Source organism: Corynebacterium sp. c25Ua_47, from assembly GCF_039907205.1.
Taxonomy (GTDB): domain Bacteria; phylum Actinomycetota; class Actinomycetes; order Mycobacteriales; family Mycobacteriaceae; genus Corynebacterium; species Corynebacterium hiratae.
The window spans coordinates 41,150-67,149 of sequence record NZ_JASBOH010000006.1; the positions used below are offsets into that span (position 1 = coordinate 41,150).

The 26,000-nt window shown below is 62.3% G+C and carries 23 protein-coding genes and 1 tRNA gene; 13 read left to right on the forward strand and 11 right to left on the reverse strand.

The features are described from left to right. Positions 1 to 72 precede the first annotated feature (72 nt). Both QKE52_RS07030 and QKE52_RS07035 read left to right on the forward strand, forming a co-directional pair. Positions 73 to 1,020 (forward strand): trypsin-like serine protease, encoded by a 948-nt coding sequence (locus QKE52_RS07030; protein ID WP_347948449.1) that lies wholly within the window; start codon positions 73 to 75, stop codon positions 1,018 to 1,020. Then, positions 974 to 1,390 carry a hypothetical protein gene (locus tag QKE52_RS07035; protein WP_049154756.1) on the forward strand — a complete coding sequence of 139 codons (417 nt, stop codon included), beginning with the start codon at positions 974 to 976 and terminating at the stop codon, positions 1,388 to 1,390. Before QKE52_RS07030 ends, QKE52_RS07035 begins: the two co-directional genes overlap by 47 nt. Before the next feature lie 707 nt (positions 1,391 to 2,097). On the opposite strand, the gene QKE52_RS07040 is transcribed toward QKE52_RS07035, so the two are convergent. The 3 genes from QKE52_RS07040 to QKE52_RS07050 are packed head-to-tail and all read right to left on the reverse strand — an operon-like array spanning position 2,098 to position 5,814. Next, entirely contained in the window at positions 2,098 to 2,784 is a 687-nt protein-coding gene (locus QKE52_RS07040; protein WP_049154755.1) for a DUF2334 domain-containing protein, read from the reverse strand. Between the two features lie 54 nt (positions 2,785 to 2,838). After that, positions 2,839 to 4,947, reverse strand: coding sequence for a S9 family peptidase (locus QKE52_RS07045; RefSeq protein WP_347948451.1), 2,109 nt, complete (start codon positions 4,945 to 4,947; stop codon positions 2,839 to 2,841). Positions 4,948 to 4,956: 9 nt separating this feature from the next. Beyond that, a complete protein-coding gene (locus QKE52_RS07050) occupies positions 4,957 to 5,814 on the reverse strand; it encodes a phosphoribosylaminoimidazolesuccinocarboxamide synthase (protein ID WP_347948453.1) in 858 nt (285 codons plus the stop codon). Between the two features lie 64 nt (positions 5,815 to 5,878). Here QKE52_RS07050 and QKE52_RS07055 point away from each other — a divergent pair, with 64 nt between their 5' ends. Further along, positions 5,879 to 6,685 (forward strand): serine/threonine protein kinase, encoded by an 807-nt coding sequence (locus QKE52_RS07055; RefSeq protein ID WP_070515826.1) that lies wholly within the window; start codon positions 5,879 to 5,881, stop codon positions 6,683 to 6,685. Next, on the forward strand, positions 6,685 to 7,953 hold the full coding sequence (locus tag QKE52_RS07060; protein WP_347948454.1) for a hypothetical protein: 1,269 nt from the start codon (positions 6,685 to 6,687) through the stop codon (positions 7,951 to 7,953). The genes QKE52_RS07055 and QKE52_RS07060 overlap by 1 nt, the downstream gene beginning before the upstream one ends. Positions 7,954 to 8,148: 195 nt before the next feature. Here the strand turns inward: QKE52_RS07060 and purB are convergent, their stop codons facing one another. Both purB and purD read right to left on the reverse strand, forming a co-directional pair. After that, the gene (gene purB, locus QKE52_RS07065) at positions 8,149 to 9,588 is read right to left on the reverse strand and encodes an adenylosuccinate lyase (RefSeq protein WP_347948455.1); all 1,440 of its coding nucleotides are present in this window, start codon (positions 9,586 to 9,588) and stop codon (positions 8,149 to 8,151) included. 39 nt (positions 9,589 to 9,627) lie between these two features. Further along, positions 9,628 to 10,902, reverse strand: coding sequence for a phosphoribosylamine--glycine ligase (purD, locus tag QKE52_RS07070; protein ID WP_102233548.1), 1,275 nt, complete (start codon positions 10,900 to 10,902; stop codon positions 9,628 to 9,630). A 34-nt stretch (positions 10,903 to 10,936) separates the two neighbouring features. Between purD and QKE52_RS07075 the strand changes: the two genes are divergently transcribed. After that, positions 10,937 to 11,365, forward strand: a complete 429-nt coding sequence (locus tag QKE52_RS07075) for an HIT family protein (protein WP_046649286.1) — start codon at positions 10,937 to 10,939, stop codon at positions 11,363 to 11,365. 24 nt (positions 11,366 to 11,389) lie between these two features. Here the strand turns inward: QKE52_RS07075 and QKE52_RS07080 are convergent, their stop codons facing one another. From QKE52_RS07080 to QKE52_RS07090, 3 genes are all read right to left on the reverse strand, one after another. Further along, the gene (locus tag QKE52_RS07080; RefSeq protein ID WP_102233547.1) at positions 11,390 to 12,841 is read right to left on the reverse strand and encodes a HAMP domain-containing sensor histidine kinase; all 1,452 of its coding nucleotides are present in this window, start codon (positions 12,839 to 12,841) and stop codon (positions 11,390 to 11,392) included. An 11-nt stretch (positions 12,842 to 12,852) separates the two neighbouring features. Then, positions 12,853 to 13,557: a response regulator transcription factor gene (locus tag QKE52_RS07085; protein WP_046649284.1), complete on the reverse strand. Its 705-nt coding sequence runs from the start codon at positions 13,555 to 13,557 to the stop codon at positions 12,853 to 12,855. A gap of 132 nt (positions 13,558 to 13,689) precedes the next feature. Continuing rightward, complete coding sequence (locus tag QKE52_RS07090; RefSeq protein ID WP_293776793.1) at positions 13,690 to 14,463, reverse strand: MerR family transcriptional regulator; 774 nt, start codon at positions 14,461 to 14,463, stop codon at positions 13,690 to 13,692. Between the two features lie 80 nt (positions 14,464 to 14,543). Between QKE52_RS07090 and QKE52_RS07095 the strand changes: the two genes are divergently transcribed. Beyond that, a complete protein-coding gene (locus tag QKE52_RS07095; RefSeq protein ID WP_347948456.1) occupies positions 14,544 to 15,833 on the forward strand; it encodes an MFS transporter in 1,290 nt (429 codons plus the stop codon). A 66-nt stretch (positions 15,834 to 15,899) separates the two neighbouring features. Here the strand turns inward: QKE52_RS07095 and QKE52_RS07100 are convergent, their stop codons facing one another. Continuing rightward, positions 15,900 to 17,645, reverse strand: a complete 1,746-nt coding sequence (locus QKE52_RS07100; RefSeq protein WP_070546757.1) for a pyruvate dehydrogenase — start codon at positions 17,643 to 17,645, stop codon at positions 15,900 to 15,902. Between the two features lie 169 nt (positions 17,646 to 17,814). Here QKE52_RS07100 and QKE52_RS07105 point away from each other — a divergent pair, with 169 nt between their 5' ends. Both QKE52_RS07105 and QKE52_RS07110 read left to right on the forward strand, forming a co-directional pair. Beyond that, a complete protein-coding gene (locus tag QKE52_RS07105) occupies positions 17,815 to 19,314 on the forward strand; it encodes an MFS transporter (protein WP_347948457.1) in 1,500 nt (499 codons plus the stop codon). Further along, the gene (locus QKE52_RS07110; protein WP_347948458.1) at positions 19,301 to 19,828 is read left to right on the forward strand and encodes a TetR/AcrR family transcriptional regulator; all 528 of its coding nucleotides are present in this window, start codon (positions 19,301 to 19,303) and stop codon (positions 19,826 to 19,828) included. Before QKE52_RS07105 ends, QKE52_RS07110 begins: the two co-directional genes overlap by 14 nt. Positions 19,829 to 19,868: 40 nt before the next feature. Here the strand turns inward: QKE52_RS07110 and QKE52_RS07115 are convergent. Next, positions 19,869 to 19,941, reverse strand: a tRNA-Thr gene (locus QKE52_RS07115). A gap of 186 nt (positions 19,942 to 20,127) precedes the next feature. Here QKE52_RS07115 and QKE52_RS07120 point away from each other — a divergent pair. Genes QKE52_RS07120 through otsB form a run of 5 tightly spaced genes read left to right on the forward strand, consistent with a single transcriptional unit; the run spans position 20,128 to position 24,897 of the window. After that, positions 20,128 to 21,804, forward strand: a complete 1,677-nt coding sequence (locus tag QKE52_RS07120; protein ID WP_347948459.1) for a threonine/serine exporter family protein — start codon at positions 20,128 to 20,130, stop codon at positions 21,802 to 21,804. A gap of 50 nt (positions 21,805 to 21,854) precedes the next feature. Further along, positions 21,855 to 22,190 (forward strand): hypothetical protein, encoded by a 336-nt coding sequence (locus QKE52_RS07125; RefSeq protein WP_347948460.1) that lies wholly within the window; start codon positions 21,855 to 21,857, stop codon positions 22,188 to 22,190. A 2-nt stretch (positions 22,191 to 22,192) separates the two neighbouring features. Continuing rightward, positions 22,193 to 23,614: a trehalose-6-phosphate synthase gene (locus QKE52_RS07130; protein WP_158381548.1), complete on the forward strand. Its 1,422-nt coding sequence runs from the start codon at positions 22,193 to 22,195 to the stop codon at positions 23,612 to 23,614. Then, positions 23,611 to 24,123 carry a hypothetical protein gene (locus tag QKE52_RS07135; RefSeq protein ID WP_070511065.1) on the forward strand — a complete coding sequence of 171 codons (513 nt, stop codon included), beginning with the start codon at positions 23,611 to 23,613 and terminating at the stop codon, positions 24,121 to 24,123. Before QKE52_RS07130 ends, QKE52_RS07135 begins: the two co-directional genes overlap by 4 nt. A 30-nt stretch (positions 24,124 to 24,153) precedes the next feature. Beyond that, positions 24,154 to 24,897, forward strand: coding sequence for a trehalose-phosphatase (otsB, locus tag QKE52_RS07140; RefSeq protein ID WP_347948461.1), 744 nt, complete (start codon positions 24,154 to 24,156; stop codon positions 24,895 to 24,897). On the opposite strand, the gene QKE52_RS07145 is transcribed toward otsB, so the two are convergent. After that, positions 24,894 to 25,979, reverse strand: coding sequence for a LacI family DNA-binding transcriptional regulator (locus tag QKE52_RS07145; RefSeq protein ID WP_347948462.1), 1,086 nt, complete (start codon positions 25,977 to 25,979; stop codon positions 24,894 to 24,896). The genes otsB and QKE52_RS07145 overlap by 4 nt on opposite strands. Positions 25,980 to 26,000 lie beyond the last annotated feature (21 nt).

The following is a 26,000-nucleotide window of genomic DNA, read 5'->3' on the forward strand; positions in this document are numbered from 1 at the left end:
TCACTGCAAGGTGAATGGGAATTACCCCAGTTCACCCCACACATCATCATCTCTCACCTGCAAAGGATACTCATGAAGTTCTCTCTTCGGAAATCTACTATCGCAGCAATAGTGGCTACAATAACCTGTCTGTCCCCCACCGTAGCAAATGCTCAAACCCAAGCATTTCACGACTCTGTGGTGGGCGTGTCAGAAACAGGCGAGGAGCTATTCCTGCCAATTGCAACTGATAACGATGACCTCAACTCTGGCACGGAGGCAGTTGGACTTTCCGGATTTCCAAACACGGCGACCTCCCAAGACCGCGAAACCACGGTAGGGACTTACTCGATTATCGGTACCGATGATCGGCAAAAGGCATCTCCCAACCCGGCTATCGTCCAGATCCAGCGAGACGGCTTTAACCATTGTACTGGCTGGATGATTTCACCAGATACTCTCATTACGGCTGCCCACTGCCTTTACGAAAAAGATAAGCAGCGATGGACTCCAAAGCTCATTTTCCGTCCATCAGATTGGAGCCAGTGGTCTTATACCTTTGCGTCCCAAAAGTGGGTATCCGCCAAATACCCCACTACCGGGTCCGCCGATCACGACTGGGGAGTTGTAAAGTTTGCAAAGCCGATTTCTTCCAGCTGGTTTGGAATTAAACCGAGCGATACTTCTTCCGCTTTCTCCGGGCAAAAAGCAACTGTCACCGGATTTCCAGGAGAAAAAGGCGAGGGCCTGATTCGCGACTACGGACAACTGTGGACAATGAGCGGAATCCTTCAACCAGGAACCCAAACTCGACTCTGCTATAACTTGGACACCACGGGCGGACAAAGCGGCTCGCCAGTCTATACCACAGACAACGCTGCCATCGGCATTCACACGCATGGCATCAGCGATCTCGGCTGCCCTGAAAACAGTGCCCTACGTATCAGCCCAAGCATGCTAAATACCTTCAATAACATTAAGGAGATCCAAAACAATGCAACCACAGATCCCGGTTCCAGCTCAGGTTCAAGCTCTCATTAATAACCCCAGTAACCTTCTCGGACTCATTGGTACCGTTCTGGGCATTATTTCCCTAGTTGTTGCAATCAGTGTCGGCCAAGGCCTCCCCAACGATGGGCAGTCCAAGCCTAATGCAGGAGAATCAACGATTCGCGTTGTAACCTCCAGTGGTAACTCGGCAGGCGAATGTAAGCTTATTGGCCTTTCGCAGGAAAAGGTACACACGACTAATGCCAAAGGCGTGTACTTCTACGCGTTGGAACCTGGTTCGCATACCATCAACGCATCTTGTTCAGGGCTTTCCAGTCTTTCCTCCGCGCGAGCGCTCGAGGGTAGTCAGGAAGTAACCGTGAATGACGAGCCGGTGATGGTAAAGATTGTTGTTAAGTAGATTGGCCCTAACTTTCTTGGTTCTAAAGAGCTAAGAGAAACACGCGTGTGCCCCCAGGGAAACCTCCTGGGGGCACACGCTTTTCAATGAACCACACCTAATTCGAGAGGGAACCGTACTTTCGTACGCGCCCGTATGAGAAGCTGGCGCATTTAATGACAGCAGCAAAACATCATTTTCAAACAAATGAACGCTTTTAAACCTCTGCCCCAAGAGCGCCAAACGCTTATCTGCATGTGTTTACACGGGCAGTTGGCTGTAAACCTGTAAAGACCCCATCACCTTCAATGCACATCGCGATGATCTGTTTGAAGTTAGCCACAAGAACTAGCTTTTCCAAGTAGAAGTTGACGCAACGCCACCGAGTCGTGGCGCCTCCAACACCCCCATGTAGTACCGAGTACGCGCTAGACGCCGCCAACAGTGCAGCCGGACACCCGCCAGCATTACTGACGGAGCTTCCTGCCACTAACTCACTGACCCGCGACGCCGGAATACTCGCTAAGTTCGTCTCTGCTCAGCCAGGTCAAGCCCCTCATAAGAGAGGCTTTTCTCGCTCCGATTGCGGGTGGGGCAATTGAAACCTACGTCCGCTACCGCAATTCGGGGATTGCGCTCGTGAAACACGCAGCCAGCACACCCGACGGGTTCACAAACCTACACCGCGTCTAATTCGGCCACACCCCAAAGAAAAAGAGGTTGGTGGGCTATTCGGCGTGCGTGAAAACGGAATAGTCGGCGGGGCGGGCACCTGCTGCCATGGCGCGCTCGGCAGCCTTGAGGAAATCGGAAACAACCTTGCGGTCATCAAGGTTGCGTCCCGAAATGGACAGGCGCACGGTATTGCCGCGCTCGGCGGAGCGCTCCGCGGCGCGGATGATGTTGCGGCGCCACCACTTCGCAGAACCAAAACCCTCACCAAAGGACAGGTTGCGGGCTTGGTGGAGCTCGCCAGAGCGCAAATCATGGATACCTCGGGTAGAGGCGGCGAAGTCGAAGTCAAACTCGGGAAGGACAGTGAGCGTGCCTTCCGACATGCGCCAGCGCGGCGGCGCAAAGATAGTGGGTTCGAAACCGATCTTTGCCATCTGCCGCGTCGCCCCCTTCAGGCGCAGACGTGCCTCGTGCGCATCCAAGTTCGCGAACTCCGCGCGGCGGCCCTGAACTGCTTGGTCGAAGCCGTTGAGAATGAGCACGCGGCCGCCCTCCGCTTGATCACGCAACCACGATCGCGTCGACTCATCCTTAGCTAGGTGCCAATTGCCATCGATGTGTGGCGCTACGAGCAAGGACACCGGGATATCCGCTTTATCGAACTGCTCCAGCAGGTCAGCGGCCTGCCTTCGGGTGTCGTCGAAGATACTGGAAATCGAAACCAAAAGGTGGCCATGCATAAGGAAAATTATCGCATAGCCACCGCGCCGCCGCGCGCCGAGCGGGGGTGACGCTTAAGCCTCCGCCCCCGTAGCTTGGTTAATCAGCCACGCATACTCGAATGCCGCTTGCCGCCACTTGGCATAGCGGCCGGACACACCACCATGGCCGGCAGCCATCTCGGTCTTGAGGAGGAATTCGCCGCCGGTGGCAACATCACGCAGCTTGGCCACCCACTTCGCTGGCTCCACGTAAAGCACGCGGGTGTCATTGAGCGAAGTCAGCGCCAAGATATTGGGATACTTCTGCGGCGCAATGTTCTCGTACGGCGAGTAGGAGGCCATGTAGTCGTAGACCTCAGGGTCGTGGTACGGGTCGCCCCATTCTTCCCACTCCACCACCGTGAGCGGTAGCTCCGGCATGAGAATGGAGGTCAGTGGGTCCACGAAGGGCACATTAGCTTCGATGGCCTTGAACCTATCCGGTGCCATGTTCGCCACCGCGCCCATGAGCAGGCCACCGGCGGAACCGCCTTCAGCCACTAAGGTGTCCGGCGTGGTCACCCGGCGCGCGATGAGGTCATCAGCCACCGCAATGAAGTCGGTAAACGTGTTTTTCTTGGCCAGCATCTTGCCGTCGTCGTACCAGTTACGGCCCATCTCACCACCACCGCGCACGTGCGCCATGGCAAAAATCATGCCGCGGTCCATAAGAGACAGACGGAAAACCGAGAAATACGGGTCCATATTCGCCTCATAGGAGCCGTAGCCATACAGCAACGTCGGGTTCGGCTGCGTGCGGTCGAGGTCCGCGCGGTGCACGATGGACACCGGCACTTCCGTCCCGTCCGGAGCCTTAGACCACACGCGGTAGGCCACGTACTTATCCTTGTCATAGCCGCCCGGAACTTCCTGTTCCTTGAGCAGCGTGTACTCACCGGTGGCCACGCGGTAGTCAAAGAGCTGGGCCGGCTGGATGAAAGACGTATAGCTCACGCGCAGCACCGGCGCATCCCACTCCGGGTTGCCGGCCACGCCAACGGTGTAGAGCTCCTCGTTGAAGTGGAGCTCGCTTAACGACGTCCACCCCTCCCGCACGTCCATCACCGCCGCACGACCGATACCGCCGCGGCGATAGCCCACGACGATCTGGTCGCGGTAACAATCCACGCCCTCGATGCGCACGGTGTCATCATGCGGCATGAGCACGGTCAGGTCACGCAAAGAAGGCAGCTCATCAGCAACCGGGCAATACCCCAAGGCAAAGTTGGGGCCGGTGGCGTTGTGCGTGACCACCCAATAGTCAGTGCCGCCCACCACGGCGTGGTCGACGTCGTAGTCCACGCCCGTCTCGCGCTCCCAGAGGCAGCGGAACTCGCCCTCCGGATTATCCTGCTCGAGCACCCACGCCTCATTCGTCGTCTTCGAGCCGGAGACAATCATGATGTACTTCTCGCTGCGGGTCGTGCCCACGCCGATGCCGAAGCGCGAATCCTCCTCGCGCATGACCACGACGTCCTCCGACTGCGGGGTGCCCACGCGGTGGCGCCACACGGTGTCCGGCCGCCATGCGTCATCCACGGTGGTGTAGAAGATGAATTCCTCCCCAACCCATGTCGCACCGTAGAAGATGCCTTCCAGGCGGTCCTCCAACAGCTCGCCCGTGCGCAGGTCCTTGATGAAGAGCTCAAAGCGCTCGTCACCAGCCACGTCGACCGAGTAGGCCAGCAAATCACCGGAATCGCTCACCGAAGAAGCACCCAGGGCGAAGAAGTCGTGGCCTTCGGCGAGCGCGTTGACGTCGAGAAGCACCTGCTCCCCGTCGGGAGCGCCTTCCTCCGGGATGGTCGGCGGGGTCCACGGATCGGAGCCTTCCGACACCGGGATGCGGCAGCTGTAGCCGTACTCCTTGCCCTCCTCGGTACGGCCGTAGTACCAGTACTTACCGCGGCGCTGGGGCACGGACATGTCCGTCTGCTTGATGCGGGACTTGACCTCAGTGAAGATGTTCTCCGTCAAGGTCTCCAGGTGTGCGGTGCGCTCTTGGGTATAAGCGTTTTCGGCCTCCAGGTACTCGCGGGTTTCCGGCGCCTCCTTCGCGCGCAGCCACTCGTAGTTATCAACGAAGCTGCGGCCATGAAACTCACGCGTCACCGGGCGCTTAGCAGCAATCGGTGCGTTCATTCAGCCTCCTTAAAAAGTGGTTCCGGACAGGCGCTCAAAGGCCTCAACATAACGCGCGCGGGTGGCCTGGACAACGTCATCCGGCAGGCGCGGCGGCGTGGACTCCTTGTCCCAGCCGGAGTTGGTGAGCCAATCGCGCACGTACTGCTTATCAAAGGAAGGCTGGACCTTGCCTTCTTCATAGGTGTCGGCCGGCCAGTAGCGCGAGGAGTCCGGGGTGAGGACTTCATCGGCCAAGACCAAGGTGCCGTGCTTATCGACGCCAAACTCGAACTTCGTATCCGCCAAAATTATGCCCTTCTCCTCCGCCAGCGCGGCGGCTTCGGCGTAGATGCGCAGGGTGGCCTCGCGCAGCTCCTCGGCGCGCTCGCGGCCGAGCTTCTCCACGACAACGTCGAAGGAGACGTTCTCATCGTGATCGCCCTGCTCGGCCTTGGTGGCCGGAGTGAAGATGGGCTCGGGCAGGCGGGAAGCTTCCGTCAGTCCCTCGGGCAACTCGACGCCGCACACGCTTCCGGATTCCTTGTATTCTTTCAACCCGGAGCCGGTCAGATAGCCGCGGGCGACGCACTCGAAGGGCAGCATATCGAGCTTCTGCACGACCATGGCGCGGCCGAGTACCTCTTCGGGGATGCGCTCATCATCGAGCGGGCCGGCGAGGTGGTTGGGAAAATCAATGACGTCGAAGAAGAACTTCGACGTCGCCGTGAGCACGCGGCCCTTGTCCGGGATGGCGGGCTCAAGGGCGTGGTCATAGGCGGAAATGCGGTCGGAGACCACCATGAGCAGGGTGTTGTCGTCGATTTCGTAGATATCGCGCACCTTGCCGGAGGCGATGTGGGTATAGGAAGAAAGTTCTGGACGCATGACATACATCCTAGACCCGTCTAGACTGCTTCAAGATACGTCCCAAGCTTGAGGAGTTAAGCCCGTGCGCTCTCGCGTGACCTCTCTTTTGACCACCGCCGCGCTAGTATGCGGCGCCCTCAGCGTGCCGGCGGCGCAGGCCGCCGATGTCTCGGCGCGCGAATCCGCCCACGGCCAGTGGCTGTGTTCCATATCGGCGTCGGAGTCAGACCGCGCGCTGGCCCGCGACGTCCGAGCCGGGTACATTGCCACGATCAAGGCGACCTCGGAGCAGATTCAAGCGCAGTTCCCGAAGCTTGATTTCTCCGCGTACACCTCGCGCGACATCAGCAAGGCACCGGGTTATGCGGCGACGGTGGCCGCGCTGAGCAAGGCCGGCTACACGGGCGCGGATATGCTCATCATCATGGTCGGTGCGTCTGCGCCGGAAGAGCTCGTCGCAGACGAGTCGGTGCTGCTGCCCGAAGACGCCGAGTACTCCATCAATGCAGCGGCGGCCCGGGCCGAGAAGGGCCCAGCTCCCCTGCTGTCGACGGGCAGCGACTTCAGCCCGAAGCTGCGCGCCGCCTTGGCGGAGAACCAGATGCAAGAAAAGGAAGCCGTCAACGCCTTCAACGCCGCCCAGTCGCAGTCCTTCGCGGAGTGTGTAGAGGAGCTGCGCGGGCGCGGCGCTCAGGAGGGCATCCAGCCGGTGCCCGAGCTGCCCATTCCGGGGCAGACGACGCAGCAGCAGACCTCGTCCACGGGCGCGGCGGTCCTCGGCGTCATGACGGTGCTCACCGTGCTGGTGATCGGCGGCTACCTCGCCTCCAACGGCGCCTCTTTCGGCGGCTTTGAGCTGCCGGTTCTGCGCCTCCCCGGGATGGCCTAATGGCTGAGAGCGACGCCGAGCTAACCGTCATTACCGGTGAGGAAGGCGCACTTGTTATCGGCCCCGAATCCGAGTTGAAACGGCTTTCCGACCAGGCGGAGCTCTCTCCCGTCACTCCCCAGCTCCTCCGCCGCGCGAGTCAGGTGCTCGCAGGTATCGAGGACTACCAGAAGGAATCTGGACGGTGGCTCAAGCTCGATGCTGAGTCCGCTGCGTACCTCAAGCGCATGGGCATCAAGCCGGGGGATATCCGCGCCGGTGTTATCCGCACCAAGGATGTCGGCCGCGGCGTTGCTTCGCGCAATGGTGGAAGCCTGCTGAAGCACCTGCAGTTTGAGAAGGCCGGCCTGCTCACGCCGGCGGCTCCGATGGTGCTGGCGTCGATGATGCAGCAGGCGGGCGTCGAGAAGCAGATGGAGCAGATGCAGGCTTACCTGGAGCATATCGACGCCAAGCTCGATGAGGTGCTGCGCTTCCAGAAGGATTCGCTGGCTGGTGAGATTGATGGCGTCGCGGAGATGCTGACGGAGGCCGCCCTTGTCCTCGAGGACACCGCTGAGGTGACCGATACGCAGTGGGCAACCATCGCCCACCTCACTGCGGACCTGGCTAAGCTGCAAGGCCAGGTACTGCGACACCTGCGGGCCGTGGCGGAGACGATGGCGAGGTCAAAGACTTCGCCCGGGAAGGTGCGCGCGACCTTCCAGAAGACTAACGACGACGCAGGCTCGTGGTTCTACGAGCTTGCCCGAACCGTGCAGCTGCAGAACCAGATGTATGTGCTTCAGCTCAGCCGCGCCAATGCCGTGGAGGGCGAGGTGGCCAAAGACTACGCCGCGGCCGTTGCTCGGGCGCGGCAGAGGCGCGCCGCTCGTTTGTTGGAAGACCTCACCAGCATCGCCCACATTGCCCACGAGCTGGGCAGCTTCTCGACGCTGCGCAAAGCCATCGACTGGAATTCTCCCCGCGCCGTAGCGGAGGTCAACCACTTCTTTGCCCAACTGCGTGACTTCGCCGACGCTGCCAACCTTGCCGTAGAAGGAACCGAGGGCTTAGAGCCCGTCCGGCGCATCGATGCCTTCCGCGAGCTGACTGCCACCGGCACCAACATGGCCCGCGAAGCCGCTGGTGTTGCGCAGCAACGCACCTTAGAAGCCCGCGAAACCGTAACCAACCGCGCCCGGCAAGCCTGGGGTACAACCCGCAGCGCCATCGAGTCCGCAACGAAGGGCGCGGACAACGCGCCGGATAAAGCAGAACGTGACTAGATGGTCGTTTCGATCAAATAAGGGCCAGAAAATTCGATCTGGGCAACCTTATTTGATCGAAACGTACATGGACCGGGCCAGCGAGGTACGTTTTCGTAAATAGCGCCCCGAAAACTCGCGTTTGAGAGGGATTGTCTGCGAAAACGTACCACGCCCGGTGGCCCCAGATCACTGGATGCCCCCTGGCAGCGTGGGCTAGAGGATCTCGCCCGGGGTGTAGGCCGCGGCCTTCGGATGCTGGTCAACAATCGCCTTGATGCGGCCCAGAATCTGGCTCACCTGCGATTCGGCAGCGCCGATGAAAGCGTGCTTGTCCGACAGCGCGGCCTCGAGGGCGGCGGCATCGAGCGGCAGGCGCTCGTCGGCAGCCAGGCGCTCAATCAGATCCTGCTCCCCGCCATTCTCACGCATGTTGAGCGCCACGGCGACAGCATTTTCCTTGATGACCTCGTGCGCGGTCTCGCGGCCTACGCCCGCGCGCACCGCCGCCATGAGGATGCGGGTGGTGGCGAGGAACGGCAGGTAGCGCTCCAGCTCGCGGTCAATCATGGCCGGGAAAGCGCCGAACTCGTCGAGCACGGTGAGGAAGGTTTCAAACATGCCGTCGATAGCGAAGAAGGCGTCGGGCAGCGCCACGCGGCGTACCACCGAACAGAACACGTCACCCTCGTTCCACTGCTGGCCGGACAGATCCGCCACCATCGTCAGGTAACCGCGCAGAATGACCTGGAAGCCGCCCACACGCTCGCAGGAGCGGGCATTCATCTTGTGCGGCATGGCTGAGGAGCCGACCTGGCCTTCCTTGAAACCTTCGGTCACGGTCTCGTTGCCGGCCATCAGGCGAATGGTCGTGGCCAGCGAGGAAGGCCCAGCGCCGAGCTCAACGAGCGCCGACACGGCATCGAAATCGAGGGAGCGCGGGTAAACCTGACCCACCGAATTGAACACGCGGGAGAATCCCAGGTGATCCGCAATGCGGGTCTCCAACGCGGCGAGCTTGTCTTCGGATCCGCCCATAAGGTCGAGCATGTCCTGCGAGGTGCCCATCGGGCCCTTGATGCCGCGCAGCGGATAGCGGCTCAGCAGCGATTCCACGCGCTCGATGCCCAGCAGGAGCTCGTCGGCAGCGGAGGCGAAACGCTTGCCCAGGGTCGTGGCCTGGGCAGCGACGTTGTGGGAACGACCCGCCATGACCAGCGTCTGATACTGCGCCGCGCGCTCACCAATGCGCGAGACCACCGCGATGGCCTTATCGCGCACCAGCTCCAAAGAACGCAGAATCTGCAGCTGCTCCACGTTCTCCGTCAGGTCACGCGAGGTCATGCCCTTGTGGATGTGCTCGCAGCCGGCTAGGGCGTTGAACTCCTCGATGCGCGCCTTGACGTCGTGGCGCGTAACGCGCTCACGCTCCGCGATGGAGGCGAGGTTGACGTTCTCAACCTGCGCCTCGTAAGCGGCGATAGCCGAGGCAGGGATGTCGACGCCAAGATCCTTCTGCGCCGTCATCACCGCAATCCACAGCTGGCGCTCCAGGATGATCTTGTGTTCCGGGGACCAGATTTCAGCCATCTCTGGGGAGGCGTATCGAGCGGACAGGACGTTGGAAATGTTCTTCTTTTCAGCCACGTCGCTCATTATTCCACGCCGCACCCCAAAGGAGGCATTATCAGGGGATTAGATGCTAATCTGACCCTTCTCCGCCGGCAGTGCAATGTCCGTGCGGAAGAAGCTGCCCTCCAGCTCGATGCCGCCGAGAACCTCGTAGGCGGCTGCGCGGGCATCAGCGAGGGTGGCACCGCGACCGAGAACGTTGAGGACGCGACCACCGTTGGAGACGTAGCCGCCCTCCCCCGTGGTGGTACCGGCGTGCAGAACCCGGGTGGGATCATCAAGATCCGGCGAGGCAATCGGGTCGCCCTTGCGCGGCGAAGCCGGGTAGCCCTCGGCGGCCAGCACCACGGTGACGGCATAGCCGTCTTCCCACTCCAGCGGCGCCAGCTCCGCTAGCTGTCCGGTAGCGGTGGCATTCAGGACCTCTCCGAGCGGAGACTTCAGCAAAGCGAGCACCGCCTGCGTTTCTGGGTCACCGAAGCGGGCATTGAATTCCACCACGGCTGGGCCTTCCTTGCCCCACGCCAGGCCGGCGTACAGCAAGCCAGAGTACGGGGTGCCGCGCTTGACCATTTCCTTAGCCACGGGGACGCAGACTTCGTCGACGATGCGCTGGACGCCGTCGGCAGGCAGCCACGGCAGCGGGGTGTAAGCACCCATGCCGCCGGTGTTGGGGCCCTCATCGTTGTCGTAGGCGCGCTTGTGGTCCTGCGCTGGGAGCAGCGGGACGACGGTCTCGCCGTCCACCAAGCAGAACAGGGAGACCTCCGGGCCGTCGAGGAAGGACTCGAGCAGCACTGGGTTACCCACGGCGTGGACGGCGTCGACGTGCGCGCGGGCCGCGTCGCGGGACTCGGTCACCACGACGCCCTTGCCGCCGGCCAAGCCGTCGTCCTTAACCACGAAGTGCGGGCCGAAACGATCGAGGGCGGCCTCGATGTCCTCATCGCTGGTGCCGGAGGCGAGCTGCTCCGCGCGGGCGGTGCGCACGCCGGCGGCCGCCATCACGTCCTTAGCAAAGGCCTTGGAACCTTCGATCTGTGCCGCGCTTGCCGACGGCCCGAAGACCGCAATGCCGCGCTCACGCAGTGCATCCGCCACGCCTTTCACCAGCGGCACCTCCGGTCCAATGACGACGAGGTCCGCTGCGATGTCCACTGCCAGCTCCGTCATACGTGCAGGATCGTCCACCTGGGAATACTCCGGGTGGACGGTGGCCTGCATCTTATGCGCCGGGGAACCGGGGGCAACGTGCAGATCGGTAACAGAAGGGTCAGCTTTCAGGCCGGTGAGCAGGGCGTGTTCGCGGCCGCCCGAGCCAATAACGAGAATGCGCATGCCGTCTATCTTAACTGGCGGTAGCCTAGGGGCCATGTCTTCCGTATTTACAAAGATCATCGAGGGCGAGCTGCCTGCTCGCTTTGTGTACCGCGACGAGAAGTGCGTGGCGTTTTTGTCCATCGAGCCGCTGCGTTATGGCCACACCTTGGTGGTGCCGGTCGAGGAGGTCGATAAGTGGACTGACCTCGATTCAGAAACCTGGGCACACCTCAACGAGATCGCCCTGGAGATCGGTGGCGCCATCAAGACGGCCTTCGACACCCCGCGTACGGGCTACATCATCGCTGGTTTCGACGTTCCCCATACCCACATCCACCTCTTCCCCACCGAAAAGATGGAAGACTACGACTTCGCCAAGGCCTTCGCTGCCGACGCCACCGACCCCGCCGCCATGGACGAGGCCGCCGCGCGTATCCGCCAGCACCTCGGCACGGACGAGGATGGCCGCCGCGACAGCTAAGAGCTGACTGCTACCTTTCGGCAGCTAGGCACTAGCTGCCGCCTTGGGCAGGCAGATGGTGAAGACCGCTCCGCTGCCCAGCTCCGAATCCACGGAGATTGAACCGCCGTGCTGCTCGACGAGTGATTTCACGATGGCCAAGCCCAAACCCGAGCCACCCGTATCGCGGGTGCGCGAGGTGTCTGCACGGTAAAAGCGCTCAAAGATGTGGGCCGCGTCTTCGGGGGAGATACCCTTGCCGTCATCGGCAACGTCGATAAGCACGTGCTCCTCGTCGTCGCGCAAGGTCAGCGTCACCGACGCCTCCTCGCCGCCGTGGCGGATACCGTTGGACACCAGGTTAAGCAATACCTGGTGTAGGCGATCCGGGTCTCCGTTGACCATTGGAATCCCGGAGGCCTCGTTGTTGACGTTGATGGTGCGGCCCGCAAAAGCCGCCCGCGCCGAGGAACCCACTGACAGCACAAGTTCCAGCATGTCAACCTCGCGCATGTCCAGGCGCGAGCCCTCCGCGCGCGTCAGGGCCAGCAGATCCTCCACGAGCAATGACATCCGCTTAGACTCGGCATCGATCTTGCTGAAGACAAACTCCGCGTCCTGGGTAGCCCCCGAGCGGTACAGCTCCGTGTAGCCGCGCAGGCTGGTCAGCGGCGTGCGCAGCTCGTGGGAGGCATCGCCGACGAAGCGGCGCATTTGCTGTTCTTTTTCCTGCGCATCGACAACGGAATTCTGCAGCTGCCCCAGCATGACGTTGAGCGCTCCGGCCAGCTGCCCCACTTCAGTGTGCAGCGGCCACTCCGGCACGCGCTTGTCCAAATTGCCCGCTGCGATTTGCGAAGCCGTCTTCTCGACCACCCGCAGCGGCCGCAGCGCCCGGTGGATCAGCCACATGCCCACCACCGCGATGATCAGCATGACCAAGGCCGCGATGATCACCTGGACAATCGCCAACCCTTTCAGGATGGAGTTTTCCGTCGTCATGTCTTTGGCGACGACCACCACGGAACCATCCCGTTGGAGTTTGGCCACGGCCCGCCATTCGGTCTCGCCCTGAATCGAGCGCACGGTGGTGGGTTCCCCGCCGACGATCACGTTGCGTGCATCGGGCAACGCCGCGATGGGCCGCGTGGTCACCACGGAGCCATCGGGATAGTACGCCAGCGCCACATAGTCCGTCGGGGGTCGGCGGCTTCCGTCCTGCGGCATATAAAAGGACTCGTCGAGGTTGCTGGCCCAGGAGCTGTGGGCGTCGTTAAGCTCGGTGTCCACTCGGGTGTAGAGCACGTTGCGCATGATCGACGACACCGCCAGGGAGGACATGGCCAGGCCAAGCCCCGATACCAGCACCATGAGGACAAGTAGCCACGTGCGCAGGGGCAGCGCTTTGGGGCGCTGCATACGCCGGCGCGGGGCTTTATCCCGCACCAGCGTCACCCCGGATTGTGGGGCCTGAATATTCGCGGTGGGTTCGCTCATAGTGGATGAGCCTACGAGCGCGGCATGCGCAGCACGTAACCGACACCGCGGACGGTGTGAATAAGCGGGGTATCGCCGGTATCAATTTTGCGGCGTAGGTAGGAAATGTAGGACTCGACCACGTTGCCGTCACCACCAAAGTCGTAGTGCCAGACATTATCCAGAATCTTGGACTTGGACAGCACCACCTCGCGGTTCTGCATGAGGTAGCGCAGCAGGTTGAACTCGGTAGGCGAAAGCTCCACGATCTCCCCCGCCTTGGTGACCTCGTGGGTGTCATCGTTGAGGGTGAGGTCGGCATAGGTCATGGTGGCGTCGCCGTCCTGGTCATCCACCGCGTTACCGCGGCGCAGAATCACGCGCAGGCGGGTGATGACCTCTTCCAGGCTGAAGGGCTTGGTGACGTAATCATCCGCGCCAATGGTCAAGCCATGGATGCGCTGGTCCACGCTGTCCTTGGCGGTCAGGTAGAGCACGGGGCCGTCGAGGCCCTCTGCGCGTAGCTTGCCCAGCAGCTCAAAGCCGTCCATGCCCGGCATCATGACGTCCATGATGTAAGCGTCCGGATTGATCTCACGCGCGATGCGCAGGGCCTCGTTGCCGGAGTTGGCGCTGTGTACGTCGAAACCTTGAAACTTTAGGGAGACGGTGAGCAACTCAACGATATTGGGCTCGTCATCGACGACAAGTACCTTGACGTCCTTTGAATCATCCATGGTCCCGCTTTGGTCCTTTCTCCACTTCTCCTGACGCCTGGTGGCGCCAGGGATATCTCATTCAAGGTGAGAAGTATTGCACTCTGGCTTCCAAGGGTACTGAGCGGAGTCTGTACGTGCGCTGTGAACCGACTAGTCCCAGGCGAGATTGTCCAGATCCACCCCTTCCGCCTGGGCTTGCGCCTCAATCAGCTGGCGCAAATAGTCGGCGTTACCGCGGTAGGTCTCGTTAAACCGCGGGTCCTCGCAATACATGCGCGCCAGGATCACCTGCTTGGACCTCGACACCGGGTACCACTGGGCGATTAGGGCGCGGTGCTTGTCGACGATCTCCTTCGCCTCCTCGCCGCCCGGTTCAAGTCCTGCGTCCGCGGCCTCCTCTAGCTCGGCCGCAAAGTTCTCATGGTCCACTGAGAATTCCTCCCAGTCCTTCTTTCCCATCGAATCTGCGACGGCCGCACTGGCCGCCCATTCTTTGCTGTCTCCCCACTTCTCGTGGGCTTCTTCCTGCAGTTGGGGCCATGCGTCACCCAGGTTCCGCACTTTTTGGCTGGGGCTTAGGTTCTTATCCATTTCAGTCTCCTCAATTAGTCTTTCCACTGCGTACAACATGGCGTCGACGTCGGCTCGCCGCTTCTGCAAGGCCTCGTGTTGGGCGCGGAGGCGGGCCAGGGTGGCTGCGGAAGGGGCGTCGAGAAGCACTGCGATGTCTTTCAGCTCAATCCCGACGCTGCGATAAATCAGGATGTCCATCCCGCGTTGCACGTCATCTTCGGTGTAGAGGCGGTGATCGCCCCCGGTGCGCCACTGGGGGCTGAGCAGGCCGATGTCGTCCCAGTGCCGCAGGGTGCGGGTGGTGACTTTCAAAATGCCGGCCACATCGCCGATGCTGTAGTCGTTACGCATGTCGTTGAGCCTAAAAGTTCACGTCGCGTTAAGTGCAACTCCATCCACTCGGCAGGTGTTTTTGCCTACGATAATGAAGCATGACGCAAGCCTCGAAGCGCACTGACCGCCTCACCGTGGCTGCTTGGGCCCTGTGGGATTGGGGTTCGGCTGCCTTCAACGCGGTGCTCGTGACGTTTATTTTCTCGGTCTACCTCACGGACTCGGTGGGCCAGCAGATTGACTCGCAGTTCACCCCGGCGCAGTGGCTGTCGTGGTCCATGACGGTGGCGGGCCTGGTGATCTTTGCGGTGACCCCCGTGATGGGGCAGCGCTCTGACCGGTTGGGCACGCGGCGTCGCGCGCTGGGCTTCTGGTCGCTGCTGACCTTCCTGGTCATGGCCAGCCTGTTCTTCATCCGCAATGATGCGCCCGCGTATTTCTGGCTCGGCCTCATCGGCCTAGCGGTAGGTTCGGTGACCATCCAATTCGCGGAGGTCAACTACTTTGCCCAACTCAACCAGGTGGCCACCGAGGACAGAGTGGGCCGCGTATCCGGCCTGGGCTGGTCGGCAGGCTATTTCGGCGGCATCGTACTGCTGCTCATCTGCTACTTCGGCTTCGTCTCCAGCGAGGGCGGCGGACTGGGGCTGTCCACGGAGGGTGGCTGGAATATTCGGCTCGTGGCACTGCTTTCGGCGGCGTGGTTTGGGCTGTCTGCCATCCCCGTGTTGCTGCGCGTGCCGGAGATTGCGCCGTCGGGTGAATCGACGGGCGGTGTGGCGGAGTCTTACCGCGAGCTGTGGCGCACGGTGCGAACGCTGTGGCGGGAGGACCGCAATGCCTTTGCGTTCCTCTTTGCTTCTGCCATCTTCCGCGATGGCCTGTCCGCGGTGTTTAGCTTCGGGGCCGTGCTGGGCGTATCCGTCTATGGGCTTTCGCCTGGCGACGTCCTCATCTTCGGTGTTGCCGCCAACGTTGCGGCCGCGCTGGGCGCGGTGGCGGGCGGGCTTATCGACGACCACGTGGGGCCCAAAGCCATCATCCTCACCTGCCTGGCTATCTTGACGCTCATGGCCGGCATCATGTTCGTGGCGCAGGGGCCGACGGCTTTCTGGATCTGCGGGCTCATCCTGTGTCTCTGCGTAGGCCCTGCCCAGGCTTCCGCCCGCGGTTTCTTGGCGCGCGTCGCCCCGCCGGGGCGCGAAGGCGAGATGTTTGGCCTCTACGCCACGACCGGGCGGGCCGTGGCGTGGTTGACTCCCTTCCTCTTCGGTGTCTTCGTCTCACTGTTGGGCCAGGGCGACCGGGGAGGCGTGCTCGCCATCGGGCTGGTCCTGCTCGTGGGAGCGCTCGTCCTCATCCCAGTCAAAGACCCCGCGAAGGCATAACGCTTTCGCGGGGTGGAACCGCAGGGTGTGGGTCCCTTTTAATGTGCGGCGCTTAACGCCGACACATTAAAAGTCCTGCGGACGCGGAATGTTGCGCAGGTTGGACTTCGCCATGGAGAGCATCTGGCCCACGCCACCGCCGAAGACGGTGCGGGTTGCCGCCTTGGAGAATCCGAGCAGCTGCTCAAAGGTCAGCGTCGGCGGCAAGGAGAGGGCGTTGGGGTCCGTGACGACGTCGATAAGCGCAGGCCCGTCGTAGGCCAAGGCCTCCTTGATGAGACGCGGCGCATCCTTCGGATCCTCGATGCGGAAGTGCTTGATGCCCGCACCCTCCGCAATCTTGGCGTAGTTGACGTGCTCGTGGTCGGTCTCATGCTCCGGCAGACCCTGGACCAGCATCTCCAGCTTAACCATGCCGAGGGAAGAGTTGTTGAACACGAACATCTTCACCGGCAGGTTGTGCAGCTTCACCGTGAGCAGCTCGCCCATGAGCATGGACAGCCCGCCGTCGCCGGAGAAGGTGATGACCTGGCGGTCCGGGTGCGCTGCCTGTGCGCCGATGGCCATCGGCAAAGCATTGGCCATCGTGCCGTGGCGGAAGGAACCGATCTGCTCGCGCTTGCCGTTCGCAGTGATGTAGCGCGCGCCCCAGACATTGCACATGCCGGTATCGACGGTGAAGATGGCGTCTTCATCGGCCTGCTGGTCAATGAGGTCGGCGATGTACTCCGGGTGGATCGGCGTGTGCTTCTCGACGCCGGAGGTGTAAGCCTCAACGACGTGATGCAGCTTGTCGTAGTGCTTCTTGAGCATCTTGTCGAGGAAGGAGCGGTCCTTCTTCTCATCGACGTGCGGCAGGATGTTCTCGATGGTGGCGGCGACATCGCCCGTCACCGGGTACTTAATGCGGGTGCGGCGGCCAATGTGGGAGCCATCGATATCGACCTGGGCCACGTTGGCATCCGGCAGGAAGTCGTTATAGGGGAAGTCCGTGCCCAGCAGGATAAGCAGGTCTGCCTCGTGGGTGGCCTCGTGCGCCGCGCCGTAGCCGAGCAGACCGGACATGCCGACGTCGAAGGGGTTATCGTACTGGATGTACATCTTGCCGCCCAGGGCGTGGCCGATGGGAGCCTTGATCTTCTCGGCCAGCGCAAGGACCTGCTCGCGCGCATCCTTGACACCAGCACCGACGAAGAGGGCGACGGTCTTGGCCTCGTTGATGGCCTGGGTCAGCGCGGCGGCCTCTGCCGGGTCCGGGTAGACAACCGGGCGGCCGGAGGAAATAACGGAGGAGGTGAAAGTGTCCTCTTCCGCCTCTTGAGTGGAGACATCGCCCGGAATGACGAGGACGGACACGCCCTTGCCGGCCATGGTGCTCTGAATGGCGTGGTGCAGGACCACGCCTCCCTGCTCAGCGGAGTTGACCATCTCGCAGTAGCCGGAGCACTCCTGGAAGATGGCCTCCGGGTGGGTTTCCTGGAAGAACTTCGAGCCGATCTGGCGGGAAGGAATGTGGCTGGCTAGGGCAAGGACCTTGGCGCCGTTGCGGTGGGCGTCGTAAAGCCCCTGAATAAGGTGCGTATTTCCCGGGCCGCAGGAGGCGGCGCACACGGCGAGGTTGCCGGTGGTGAGGGAATCGGCCTCAGCGGCGAATGCCGCGGCCTCTTCGTTGCGGACGTGGACCCACTCGATGGAGGACTGCCGCACCGCGTCCACGATGGGGTTGAGGGAATCACCGACAAGCCCATAGATGCGCTTAACCCCCTGGGCTTCCAAGGTTTCTACGAGTTGCGTGGCGTAATTGCGTGCCATGTTGTACCTCTCTAACTTTTATCGCTAACGGCCCCCAGTGTTCTCCTACCCGGTGGCATTTCGCCACCATAAAGCTGCCTTCTCACGTCACGCGCACTTTGTGACTTTAACAACAAGTCGACATTCAAGCCTTTGAAACTGCAACGACCGTTCGCTATAGTTTCGCAGCATGACAGACGTTCACACGAAAGCCTCCGCAGAGGCCTTAAGCACCTCAGCGACCCGACGGTGGATCTTTTTTAGTGTCATCTCCTTGGGTCTGCTCATGATCGGCTTGGACAACTCGATCCTTTACACTGCCCTGCCGGAGCTCTCCGAGCAGCTGCACGCCACCTCGCTGCAGCAGCTGTGGATCATCAACGCCTACGCGCTCATGCTCGCCGGCCTCCTCCTAGGCACCGGCACGTTAGGTGACAAGATCGGTCACCGCCGCATGTTCGTCATCGGCCTGTGGGTCTTCGGCATCGCTTCGCTGGCCGCCGCACTCGCCCCCGGCGCGTGGGAGCTCGTCGCCGCTCGCGCCTTCCTAGGTCTCGGTGCGTCCATCATGATGCCCGCTACCCTGGCGCTGATTCGCCTGACCTTTGAGGATGAGATTGAGCGCAACACCGCCATCGGTATTTGGGGCTCCATCGCCGTCGTGGGCGCGGCGGCGGGCCCCACGGTGGGCGGCTTCTTGCTCGAGCACTTCTGGTGGGGTTCGGTCTTTTTGGTCAACGTGCCCATCGTCATCATCGCGCTCATCCTCACCGCCTTCCTCGCCCCGCCTAATGTGGCGAACCCGGCGAAGCACTGGGATTTCTTGTCTTCCCTTTACGCGCTCATCACGCTGGCTTCGCTGGTGCTCGTCATCAAGTCTGTCGCCAGCTCCCACCTCAACGCCATGCTTATTGGCGGCGCGCTGGCTGCCTGTCTCATCGGTGCCATCCTCTTCACTCGCCGCCAGCACAAGCTGGAGGAACCACTTCTCACCTTCGATATCTTCCGCTCGCCCATCTTCAGCGGCGGTGTGTTGGCCGCAGCCGGCGCCATGTTTGGCATGGCAGGGCTGGAAATGACCACCACGCAGAAGCTGCAGTTGGTGGACCTCTATTCCCCACTGCACGCTGGGCTCATCATTTCCCTCATCGCGATTGCGGCGCTGCCGATGTCCGCGTTGGGCGGGGCTAACCTGCACCGCTGGGGTTTCTTGCCCATCATCGCTGGCGGCTTCCTCGCCATGGCAGCGGGCATTGGCGGCGTGGTGTGGGGCGGCACGCACGAGGTCTTCCCCGCATACCTGGCTGGTCTGTTCATCACTGGCCTCGGCGCGGGGTTCGTGATGTCGGTGTCCTCCACTGCCATCATCGGTGCCGCTCCTGCGTCACGCTCCGGCATGGCCGCGGGTGTGGAGGAAGTGTCCTATGAGTTTGGCACACTGCTGTCGATTGCGGTCACTGGATCAGTGCTGCCAATGCTCTACAAGAGCGGACTGCCCGAGGACATCCAGGACTTAGGCATGGAAGCACTCCACAACCCCACCCTCGCGGAGGCCGCCGGCCCCGCGTACACCGATGCTTACCTGGCTACCGCTGCTGGGCTCGGCGTAGTCATGCTGCTTTTCGCCTCGGTCACCGGCTGGTGCTTCCGCAGCAACCCAACCTCAGGAGGTGCCGATGCCACGCGTTAGTAAAAAGGTCAAGGCGCTCGAAAAGGCGCTCGCCATCATCGAAGAGGATGGCGTTCACGCGCTGACCTACGATTCCCTGGCCACCGCAACGGGTATGAGTAAGTCTGGGCTCATCTACCACTTCCCCACCCGCCACGAGCTGCTCATTGACTGCCACAAGCTCTGCGCGGAGCGCTGGGAGGAAGAGCTCGTCGGTCTCTCCGGCGGCAAGACGGCAGACCAGCTGAGCCCGCGCCAGCGCTACCGTGCCGCGCTGGAGTCCATGGGAAAGAATGACCCGCTCATTGAATTGCTCATGTCCATCCACTCACAGTCCCATCCGGACTTCCAGAAGGTGTGGAGGGACGTGGACGAGCGCTGGCTCCCTGACCCGGCCGCGGAGGATGAATCCGTCGTGCTGGCCTCGATCATCGCCGACGGCCTGTGGGTCCACGAACACCTCACCGACCGCCCCCTGCCGCCGCAAAGGCGCCGCGCGCTTATCGACGTCGCCTTGGGCCACCTCGCCGAATAGGCCCTAAAAGAGAGAAAGGGCCTTGAAAAAGGCCCTTTTGAGCTGGAGACGAGACTTGAACTCGCAACCTACGGTTTACAAGACCGTTGCGCTACCGATTGCGCCACTCCAGCACCGCGGCTCATCCGCTATGGGGAATCGTACCTGAGCCCACCCCATGGACGGAAAGCCAGGGTGGTTGCACTGCGAAAAAGCGGCCGTCAGGGGCCCGAAAAGCACTGGCAGGTGCATAAATCCGCGGCAGTTACTAAAGTGCTGACTTACCGAACCCAGAAGTGTTGTTGAGGTCTTTCTTTTCCGTGTCTGTTCTTTCTTCCTTGCGCCAGCGCCTGCTGTACCGGTCGGCTCCGGTCGCCACCATTGACGCCGCTAAGGCCGCACCGCCGCCCTCCCCTCTTGCCCCGGTCGATCTCACCGACCCGGCCCAAGTCACGGGCGTCATGGAAATCGCCGCGCGCGTCGGCGAAATCCTGATTGCGGCTGGCTCCGCCAATACCGACGTCCAGGCGCAGATTCACCTCGTCGCTTCCTCCTATGGTCTGCACTACTGTCACGTGTCCATCCTGATGAACACGATCACCATTCACACGGCTATCGGCACGGGCCCAGACCGGCGCAACCTCCACGTCTTCCGCGTGGCGCCAAGCATCGCCGTGGACTTCACCAAGCTTTCCGCCGTCGACCGTCTCATCCGCTCCATCCACTCTGGTGCCACGCCGCCGGCGATGGCAGAAAAAATCCTGGACGATATCGACGCCATGAAGAACCCCTACTCCACAACCACCATCGTCAGCGCCTGGGGCGCCATGGGTGGATTCATCGCCGTTATGCTCGGTGGCGACCTGCTCGTTGGTGTTGTCACCTTCCTCATTTCAGCGCTCATCATGGGCACGAATATGTTCCTGGCCGGCTACCGCTTGCCGCCCTTCTACCAAAACCTCGTCGGCGGACTACTCGCCGTTGTCCCCGCGGCCATCCTCTACAACGTGTTCGCGGGCTTTGGCATCCACATCCTGCCTTCCCAAATCATTGGTTCCGGAATCATCGTGCTGGTGGCGGGCCTGACCTTGGTGCAGTGTCTGGTGGACGGCATCACGCGCGCGCCCGTGACCTCATCCGCCAAGTTCTTTGAGGCGCTCATGTCCACCGGCGCCATCATCGCCGGCGTCGGTCTAGGTATCCAGGTGGCTTCGTGGTTGGGCTTCAGCCTGCCGCCACTGGCGACACTCGCCCCGCCCGTCTATCACCAGATCCCCCTTCTGGTGCTGTGCGGTGGAATCGGTTCTGCCGCCTTCGCACTAGCGCTGGGAGCGTCGTGGGCCGAGGTCACCATCTCCGGGCTCACCGCAGCCGCCGGTATGATTTTCTACTATTTCCTCGTCGTCTTATTAGGCGTTGGAGCTGTCGTCGCCTCTGGCATTTCGGCCGTGGCGGTCGGCCTCGCCGGTGGTCTCCTCTCCCGCCGCTACATGATGCCGCCGCTCATCACCATGATCGTGGGCTATACCCCCATGCTGCCGGGTCTGACTTTGTACCGCGGCATGTACGCCATGCTCAACGAGCAGCTCATCACCGGCCTGACCAACCTGGCCAGCGCCCTCGCCATCGCCGGTGCACTTGCCGCCGGCGTCGTCTTCGGCGAGCGAGTCGCCCGCCGCCTGCGCCGCCCGCAATACTTCCGCCCCTACACCGCCTTCAAGCGCCTGGGCACGTTCTCCTTCGCGCGCGCCACCCGCCTGGCGCAGCGCGCCCGTATCCCGCGCGTACCCCTGTCTCCCTTCGCCCCGCGCCACAATCTGCCGGCCCCACCGCCGCAATATGGGCCCAAACCACCGACACCCGCACAGCAGGCGCGCTTCCAGCAGGGCGATGCCATCACGGACATGTGGCCCGTTACCACGCAATTTCCGGCGCAGCGCCCCACCTACACGGTACCCGGCAAAGATGACCCGAGCGCCCCAACGAAGTCGCAATAGCGTAGAATAGCCGGTCTGAAAGCTTTCATACTTCATCCCAGGAGGACTCCGTGCCACCAAAGGTCACAGATACCCAGCCCGCGGCTGACCAGACTCACGCAGTAGAGGAGGAGACCGCCCGCTCCGCGCGCCGCGTTGTCGCCACCTATGCGGAGGATTTCCTCGACGGCGTGACCCTCATGTCGATGCTGGGCGTCGAGCCAGAAGGCTTGGTCCACCGCAAGGTGCTGGCCGAGCAAGCCGATGCTGCCCCCAAGAAGAGCAGCAAGAAGGCCACGAAGAAGGCTTCTAAGAAATCCACGAAGAAGGCCACGAAGAAAGCCACCAAGAAGACAACTAAGAAGGCCACGAAGAAGGCAACTAAAAAGGCCGCAAAGAAGGCCTAGCTATGTCCGGGCGCACCAATAGCTTCGTCGTCGTTGCCAATCGCCTGCCGGTGGACCTCGAGACCGCCGCCGATGGCACCCGCGAGTGGAAGGCCTCCCCCGGCGGCCTCGTCACCGCGCTCTCCCCGGTCTTGGAAGAACACCAGGGCTGCTGGGTGGGATGGCCGGGCGTAGCCGACGAAGCTCCCGAGCCCTTCACCACGGATAACGGTGTCCTCCTTCACCCGGTACGCCTGACACAGGAGGATTTTGAGGCCTTCTATGAGGGCTTTTCCAACGCCACCCTGTGGCCGCTCTACCACGACCTCATCGTCACCCCCGTCTACAACCGCGACTGGTGGGATGCCTACCGCGAGGTCAACCTGCGTTTTGCCAACGAGGTAGCAGCCGTCGCCGCAGAGAATGCCACGGTGTGGGTGCAGGACTATCAGCTCCAGCTCGTCCCCGGCATCCTGCGCCAGCTACGCCCCGACCTCACCATTGGATTCTTCCTGCACATTCCCTTCCCCTCCCCGGATCTCTTCCGCCAGTTGCCGTGGCGTGAGGAGTTGGTGCGGGGGCTTCTCGACGCCAACCTGATCGGCTTCCACCTCGAATCCAACGCCCGCAATTTCTTGGAGCTGGCCCGCACCCAAGGGCTGGACGTAGAAGGGGAGGTCAGCACCCGCGCGGTCACCGCTCGCATCGTGACCGGTAGCGGGCATTCTGTCGGGGTAGGCGCTTTCCCCATTTCTATTGCGGCGGGTGAATTCGCTGACGGTGGCGATGCGGGGGACGTCGCCCAGCTGCGCGCTGAGCTGGGGAACCCCAAGCACGTCATTTTGGGTGTGGACCGTCTGGATTACACAAAGGGGATCCTGCAGCGCCTCACCGCCTTCGAGGAGCTCCTCGAGACCGGTGCGCTGGACCCACACGAGGTAACCTTCGTCCAGCTGGCTACTCCTTCGCGCGAACGCATCGACCATTACCGCGCCACGCGTTCAAAGGTGGAGGAGGCCGTGGGCCGCATCAATGGCCGCTTTGGGCGCCTCGGCGCGCCGGTGGTGCATTACCAGCACAGTTCCGTACCGAAGGACGTCCTGCGGCGTTATTACCGGCTCGCGGACATCATGCTGGTCACGCCGTTTAAGGACGGTATGAACCTAGTGGCCAAGGAATACGTGGCCTCCCACGGCGATGGGACAGGAGCGCTCGTGCTCTCCGAGTTTGCGGGCGCGGCAGCAGAGCTTACCCAAGCCAACCTGTGCAATCCCTTCGACATCGAATCCATCAAACGTGCGCTGCTCTCCGCGGTCAAGGCACTGGAGGAATCCCCCGAGACCATGCGCGAGCGCATGATTGCTATGAACGAGCAGGTGCGCCGGCACGATATCGCGCTGTGGTCGCAGTCCTTCCTCGGCGCACTGAACCAGGAGGAAGCATGATGCGGCGCCGGCTCACCGCTGTGCTCAGTACTGTGCTGCTTGCGCTTGGCCTAGCTGGATGCAGCTCCGCTGAGGAGGAACCTGCCCCGCGCGGCGATGACCGCATCGTGGGCAAGGATTGGCAGGTCATCAACCTCTACACCTCACCGGACGCTCCTTCCTCCCTCCCTGCCGATACCGCGCAGGTGCCGCACATGAGTTTCGGTGAGCACACTGCGGTGGGCTCAACTGGCTGCGTACCGTTTACCGCTGAGGTGTCCTTCCACAAGGATGACAAAACCTCCACGATCTGGGAGGGCGACGTCATGCGGGTGGAGAAAGCCACCTATGAAAGCCCACCGCGAAGCGGCGACTGCGAGGGCTCGATGCAATGGGCTGATTCGCTGATGCGCAACCTCATCGCCGAAGGCCATGAGTTCGACTTCGCGCTCAACCCCAACAACCAACTCGTGTTGACGCTGCGCACCGACAAGGTGGATTCACCGATTATCCGCATGGCCGCGCTATAGCTCCGAAGTTTCAGCGCTAGGGTGGGGAGCATGATTGATGCTCTCGCCGCCGCCGAACATTTAGCGGTTGTTTCCGACTTCGATGGCACCTTGGCCGGCTTCGCGCGCAACGCCTACGCAGTGCGCCCCGAGCAGCGCTCGCTGGATGCTCTCGCTGCCTTGGCGCAACTACCTAACACCACCGCGGCAGTGCTCTCTGGGCGCCACCTCGATGGCCTGATGCGAGTATGCCCGCTGCGCGAGCCGGTGCTTTTTGGTGGCTCGCATGGGGCCGAATCCTCGTGGGAAGAATCCGCGCTCACCCCGGAGATGGAAGCCTACTTGGCCAAGAAGGAAGCGGAAATCAAGGAGATTATCGCCCGCCACCCCGGCGCGGAGCTGGAGGTCAAACCTTTCCAGCGCGTGCTGCACCTGCGGGCGCTGGAGTTGCAAGACCCGGACGCCGCCGCTGCTGCTTATGCGGAAGGCGAGGCCTTAAGCGCCGATGGCTTCCCCAAGACTGCGGGCAAGTGCGTCGTCGAGTTCTCCGCAACGCAGGCCACGAAGGGCACGTGGATTGACAAGCTTCGTCACCGCGTCGGGGCCACAGCGGTGGTCTTTTTAGGGGATGACACCACCGACGAGGACGGCTTCGCCGCGCTCAATCAGCCGCCGGACCTCGGCGTCAAGGTTGGTGAGGGCGCAACGCAGGCGGCGCTGCGCGTGCCCGATATCGCGGCGGTGACGGAGTTCCTCGAAGAACTCGCCGCCGCTCGCGCGAAACATAGCGCTTAAACCCCGACCGGCGCCACGGTGCGCCCCGGGTGGAAGGTGGTCTCCAACAACACGCGCGGCACCTCGCCGCGCCCCTCGATGAGGCTGGCCAGCATACGCCCCGCCGCCGTCCCCTTTTCCTTGTTCGGCTGCACGACGGTGCTCAGGCCCAGCGCCAGGGCCGGCGCGATGCCATCGAAGCCGGTGACGGAGAGCTGCTCGGGAACCGCGATTCCATGATCGCGCGCATAAGCCATAACCCCGAGCGCCATCGAATCCGTCGTGCACAACACCGCGGTGAGATCCGGGTACTTAGTCAGCAGCTCCTCCGCGGCCGCGTAAGCCGTACGCGAATCGTTGATGTGTCGCGTCACCACGGGGATGTCTGCAGGATCGAGTCCCGCGTCTGCAAAAACATCGAGCGCACCCAATACACGTGAGCGCTGCACGTGCATGTCCGCCGCGGCCAGTTGTGCAGCCGTCACTTCGCCGTCGAGGCGTTCGCGGTGTAGTCGGATGGCAAGGATACCGATGCGGGTATGGGAGGCGTCGACAAGCGCCTGCGCCGCCGGGGCAATCGCGGCGCGGTCATCGACACCCACGAAGGGCAAGCCCGAATCCGTGGGCTGGTCACACACCACCACCGGCAGGCCACGGCGCTGCACGGCGTCGAGGTAAGCATCTCCCGCTGCCACGGAATAGACCACGAAACCGTCGACGGCAGCCGAACCTACGAGCTGCGCTGCCTGGGCGTCGTTGGGCGCGCCGGCGGTATCCGGCCCGGCAGGGATGAGAGTCAACGTCGTGCTCGCCCCCGCCGAGGCCTCCGCCATGCCGGCGAGGAAATCCACCGAGGCCATGTCCTCGAAGGCATAGGACAGGTGCTCGGTGAGCAGAACACCCAGTGAACCTTGGCGGCGCGTGCGCAAGCTGCGTGCGGTGGGATCCGGGCCTGTGTATCCACGCTCAGCCGCGGCGGCGAGGATCCGCTCGCGGGTGGCAGGCGCCAGCTGGTCCGGCCGGTTGTACGCGTTGGACACCGTGGTGGGCGAAACCCCAAGTTCGGCCGCTAGGGAGGCCAGCGTCGTGCTGCGTTTGGACATGACGGCAACATTACCCGTTTT

What these genes read in the sequence shown, in the direction of transcription:
- otsB (WP_347948461.1), top strand. Translation starts at nt 24,154, where the DNA reads ATGATTGATGCTCTCGCCGCCGCCGAACATTTAGCGGTTGTTTCCGAC.
- QKE52_RS07035 (WP_049154756.1), top strand. Translation starts at nt 974, where the DNA reads ATGCAACCACAGATCCCGGTTCCAGCTCAGGTTCAAGCTCTCATTAAT.
- QKE52_RS07085 (WP_046649284.1), bottom strand. Translation starts at nt 13,557, where the DNA reads ATGGATGATTCAAAGGACGTCAAGGTACTTGTCGTCGATGACGAGCCC.
- QKE52_RS07090 (WP_293776793.1), bottom strand. Translation starts at nt 14,463, where the DNA reads ATGCGTAACGACTACAGCATCGGCGATGTGGCCGGCATTTTGAAAGTC.
- QKE52_RS07075 (WP_046649286.1), top strand. Translation starts at nt 10,937, where the DNA reads ATGTCTTCCGTATTTACAAAGATCATCGAGGGCGAGCTGCCTGCTCGC.
- QKE52_RS07050 (WP_347948453.1), bottom strand. Translation starts at nt 5,814, where the DNA reads ATGCGTCCAGAACTTTCTTCCTATACCCACATCGCCTCCGGCAAGGTG.
- QKE52_RS07130 (WP_158381548.1), top strand. Translation starts at nt 22,193, where the DNA reads ATGTCCGGGCGCACCAATAGCTTCGTCGTCGTTGCCAATCGCCTGCCG.
- purB (WP_347948455.1), bottom strand. Translation starts at nt 9,588, where the DNA reads ATGAGCGACGTGGCTGAAAAGAAGAACATTTCCAACGTCCTGTCCGCT.
- QKE52_RS07080 (WP_102233547.1), bottom strand. Translation starts at nt 12,841, where the DNA reads ATGAGCGAACCCACCGCGAATATTCAGGCCCCACAATCCGGGGTGACG.
- QKE52_RS07135 (WP_070511065.1), top strand. Translation starts at nt 23,611, where the DNA reads ATGATGCGGCGCCGGCTCACCGCTGTGCTCAGTACTGTGCTGCTTGCG.
- purD (WP_102233548.1), bottom strand. Translation starts at nt 10,902, where the DNA reads ATGCGCATTCTCGTTATTGGCTCGGGCGGCCGCGAACACGCCCTGCTC.
- QKE52_RS07110 (WP_347948458.1), top strand. Translation starts at nt 19,301, where the DNA reads ATGCCACGCGTTAGTAAAAAGGTCAAGGCGCTCGAAAAGGCGCTCGCC.
- QKE52_RS07095 (WP_347948456.1), top strand. Translation starts at nt 14,544, where the DNA reads ATGACGCAAGCCTCGAAGCGCACTGACCGCCTCACCGTGGCTGCTTGG.
- QKE52_RS07105 (WP_347948457.1), top strand. Translation starts at nt 17,815, where the DNA reads ATGACAGACGTTCACACGAAAGCCTCCGCAGAGGCCTTAAGCACCTCA.
- QKE52_RS07040 (WP_049154755.1), bottom strand. Translation starts at nt 2,784, where the DNA reads ATGCATGGCCACCTTTTGGTTTCGATTTCCAGTATCTTCGACGACACC.
- QKE52_RS07030 (WP_347948449.1), top strand. Translation starts at nt 73, where the DNA reads ATGAAGTTCTCTCTTCGGAAATCTACTATCGCAGCAATAGTGGCTACA.
- QKE52_RS07045 (WP_347948451.1), bottom strand. Translation starts at nt 4,947, where the DNA reads ATGAACGCACCGATTGCTGCTAAGCGCCCGGTGACGCGTGAGTTTCAT.
- QKE52_RS07060 (WP_347948454.1), top strand. Translation starts at nt 6,685, where the DNA reads ATGGCTGAGAGCGACGCCGAGCTAACCGTCATTACCGGTGAGGAAGGC.
- QKE52_RS07100 (WP_070546757.1), bottom strand. Translation starts at nt 17,645, where the DNA reads ATGGCACGCAATTACGCCACGCAACTCGTAGAAACCTTGGAAGCCCAG.
- QKE52_RS07145 (WP_347948462.1), bottom strand. Translation starts at nt 25,979, where the DNA reads ATGTCCAAACGCAGCACGACGCTGGCCTCCCTAGCGGCCGAACTTGGG.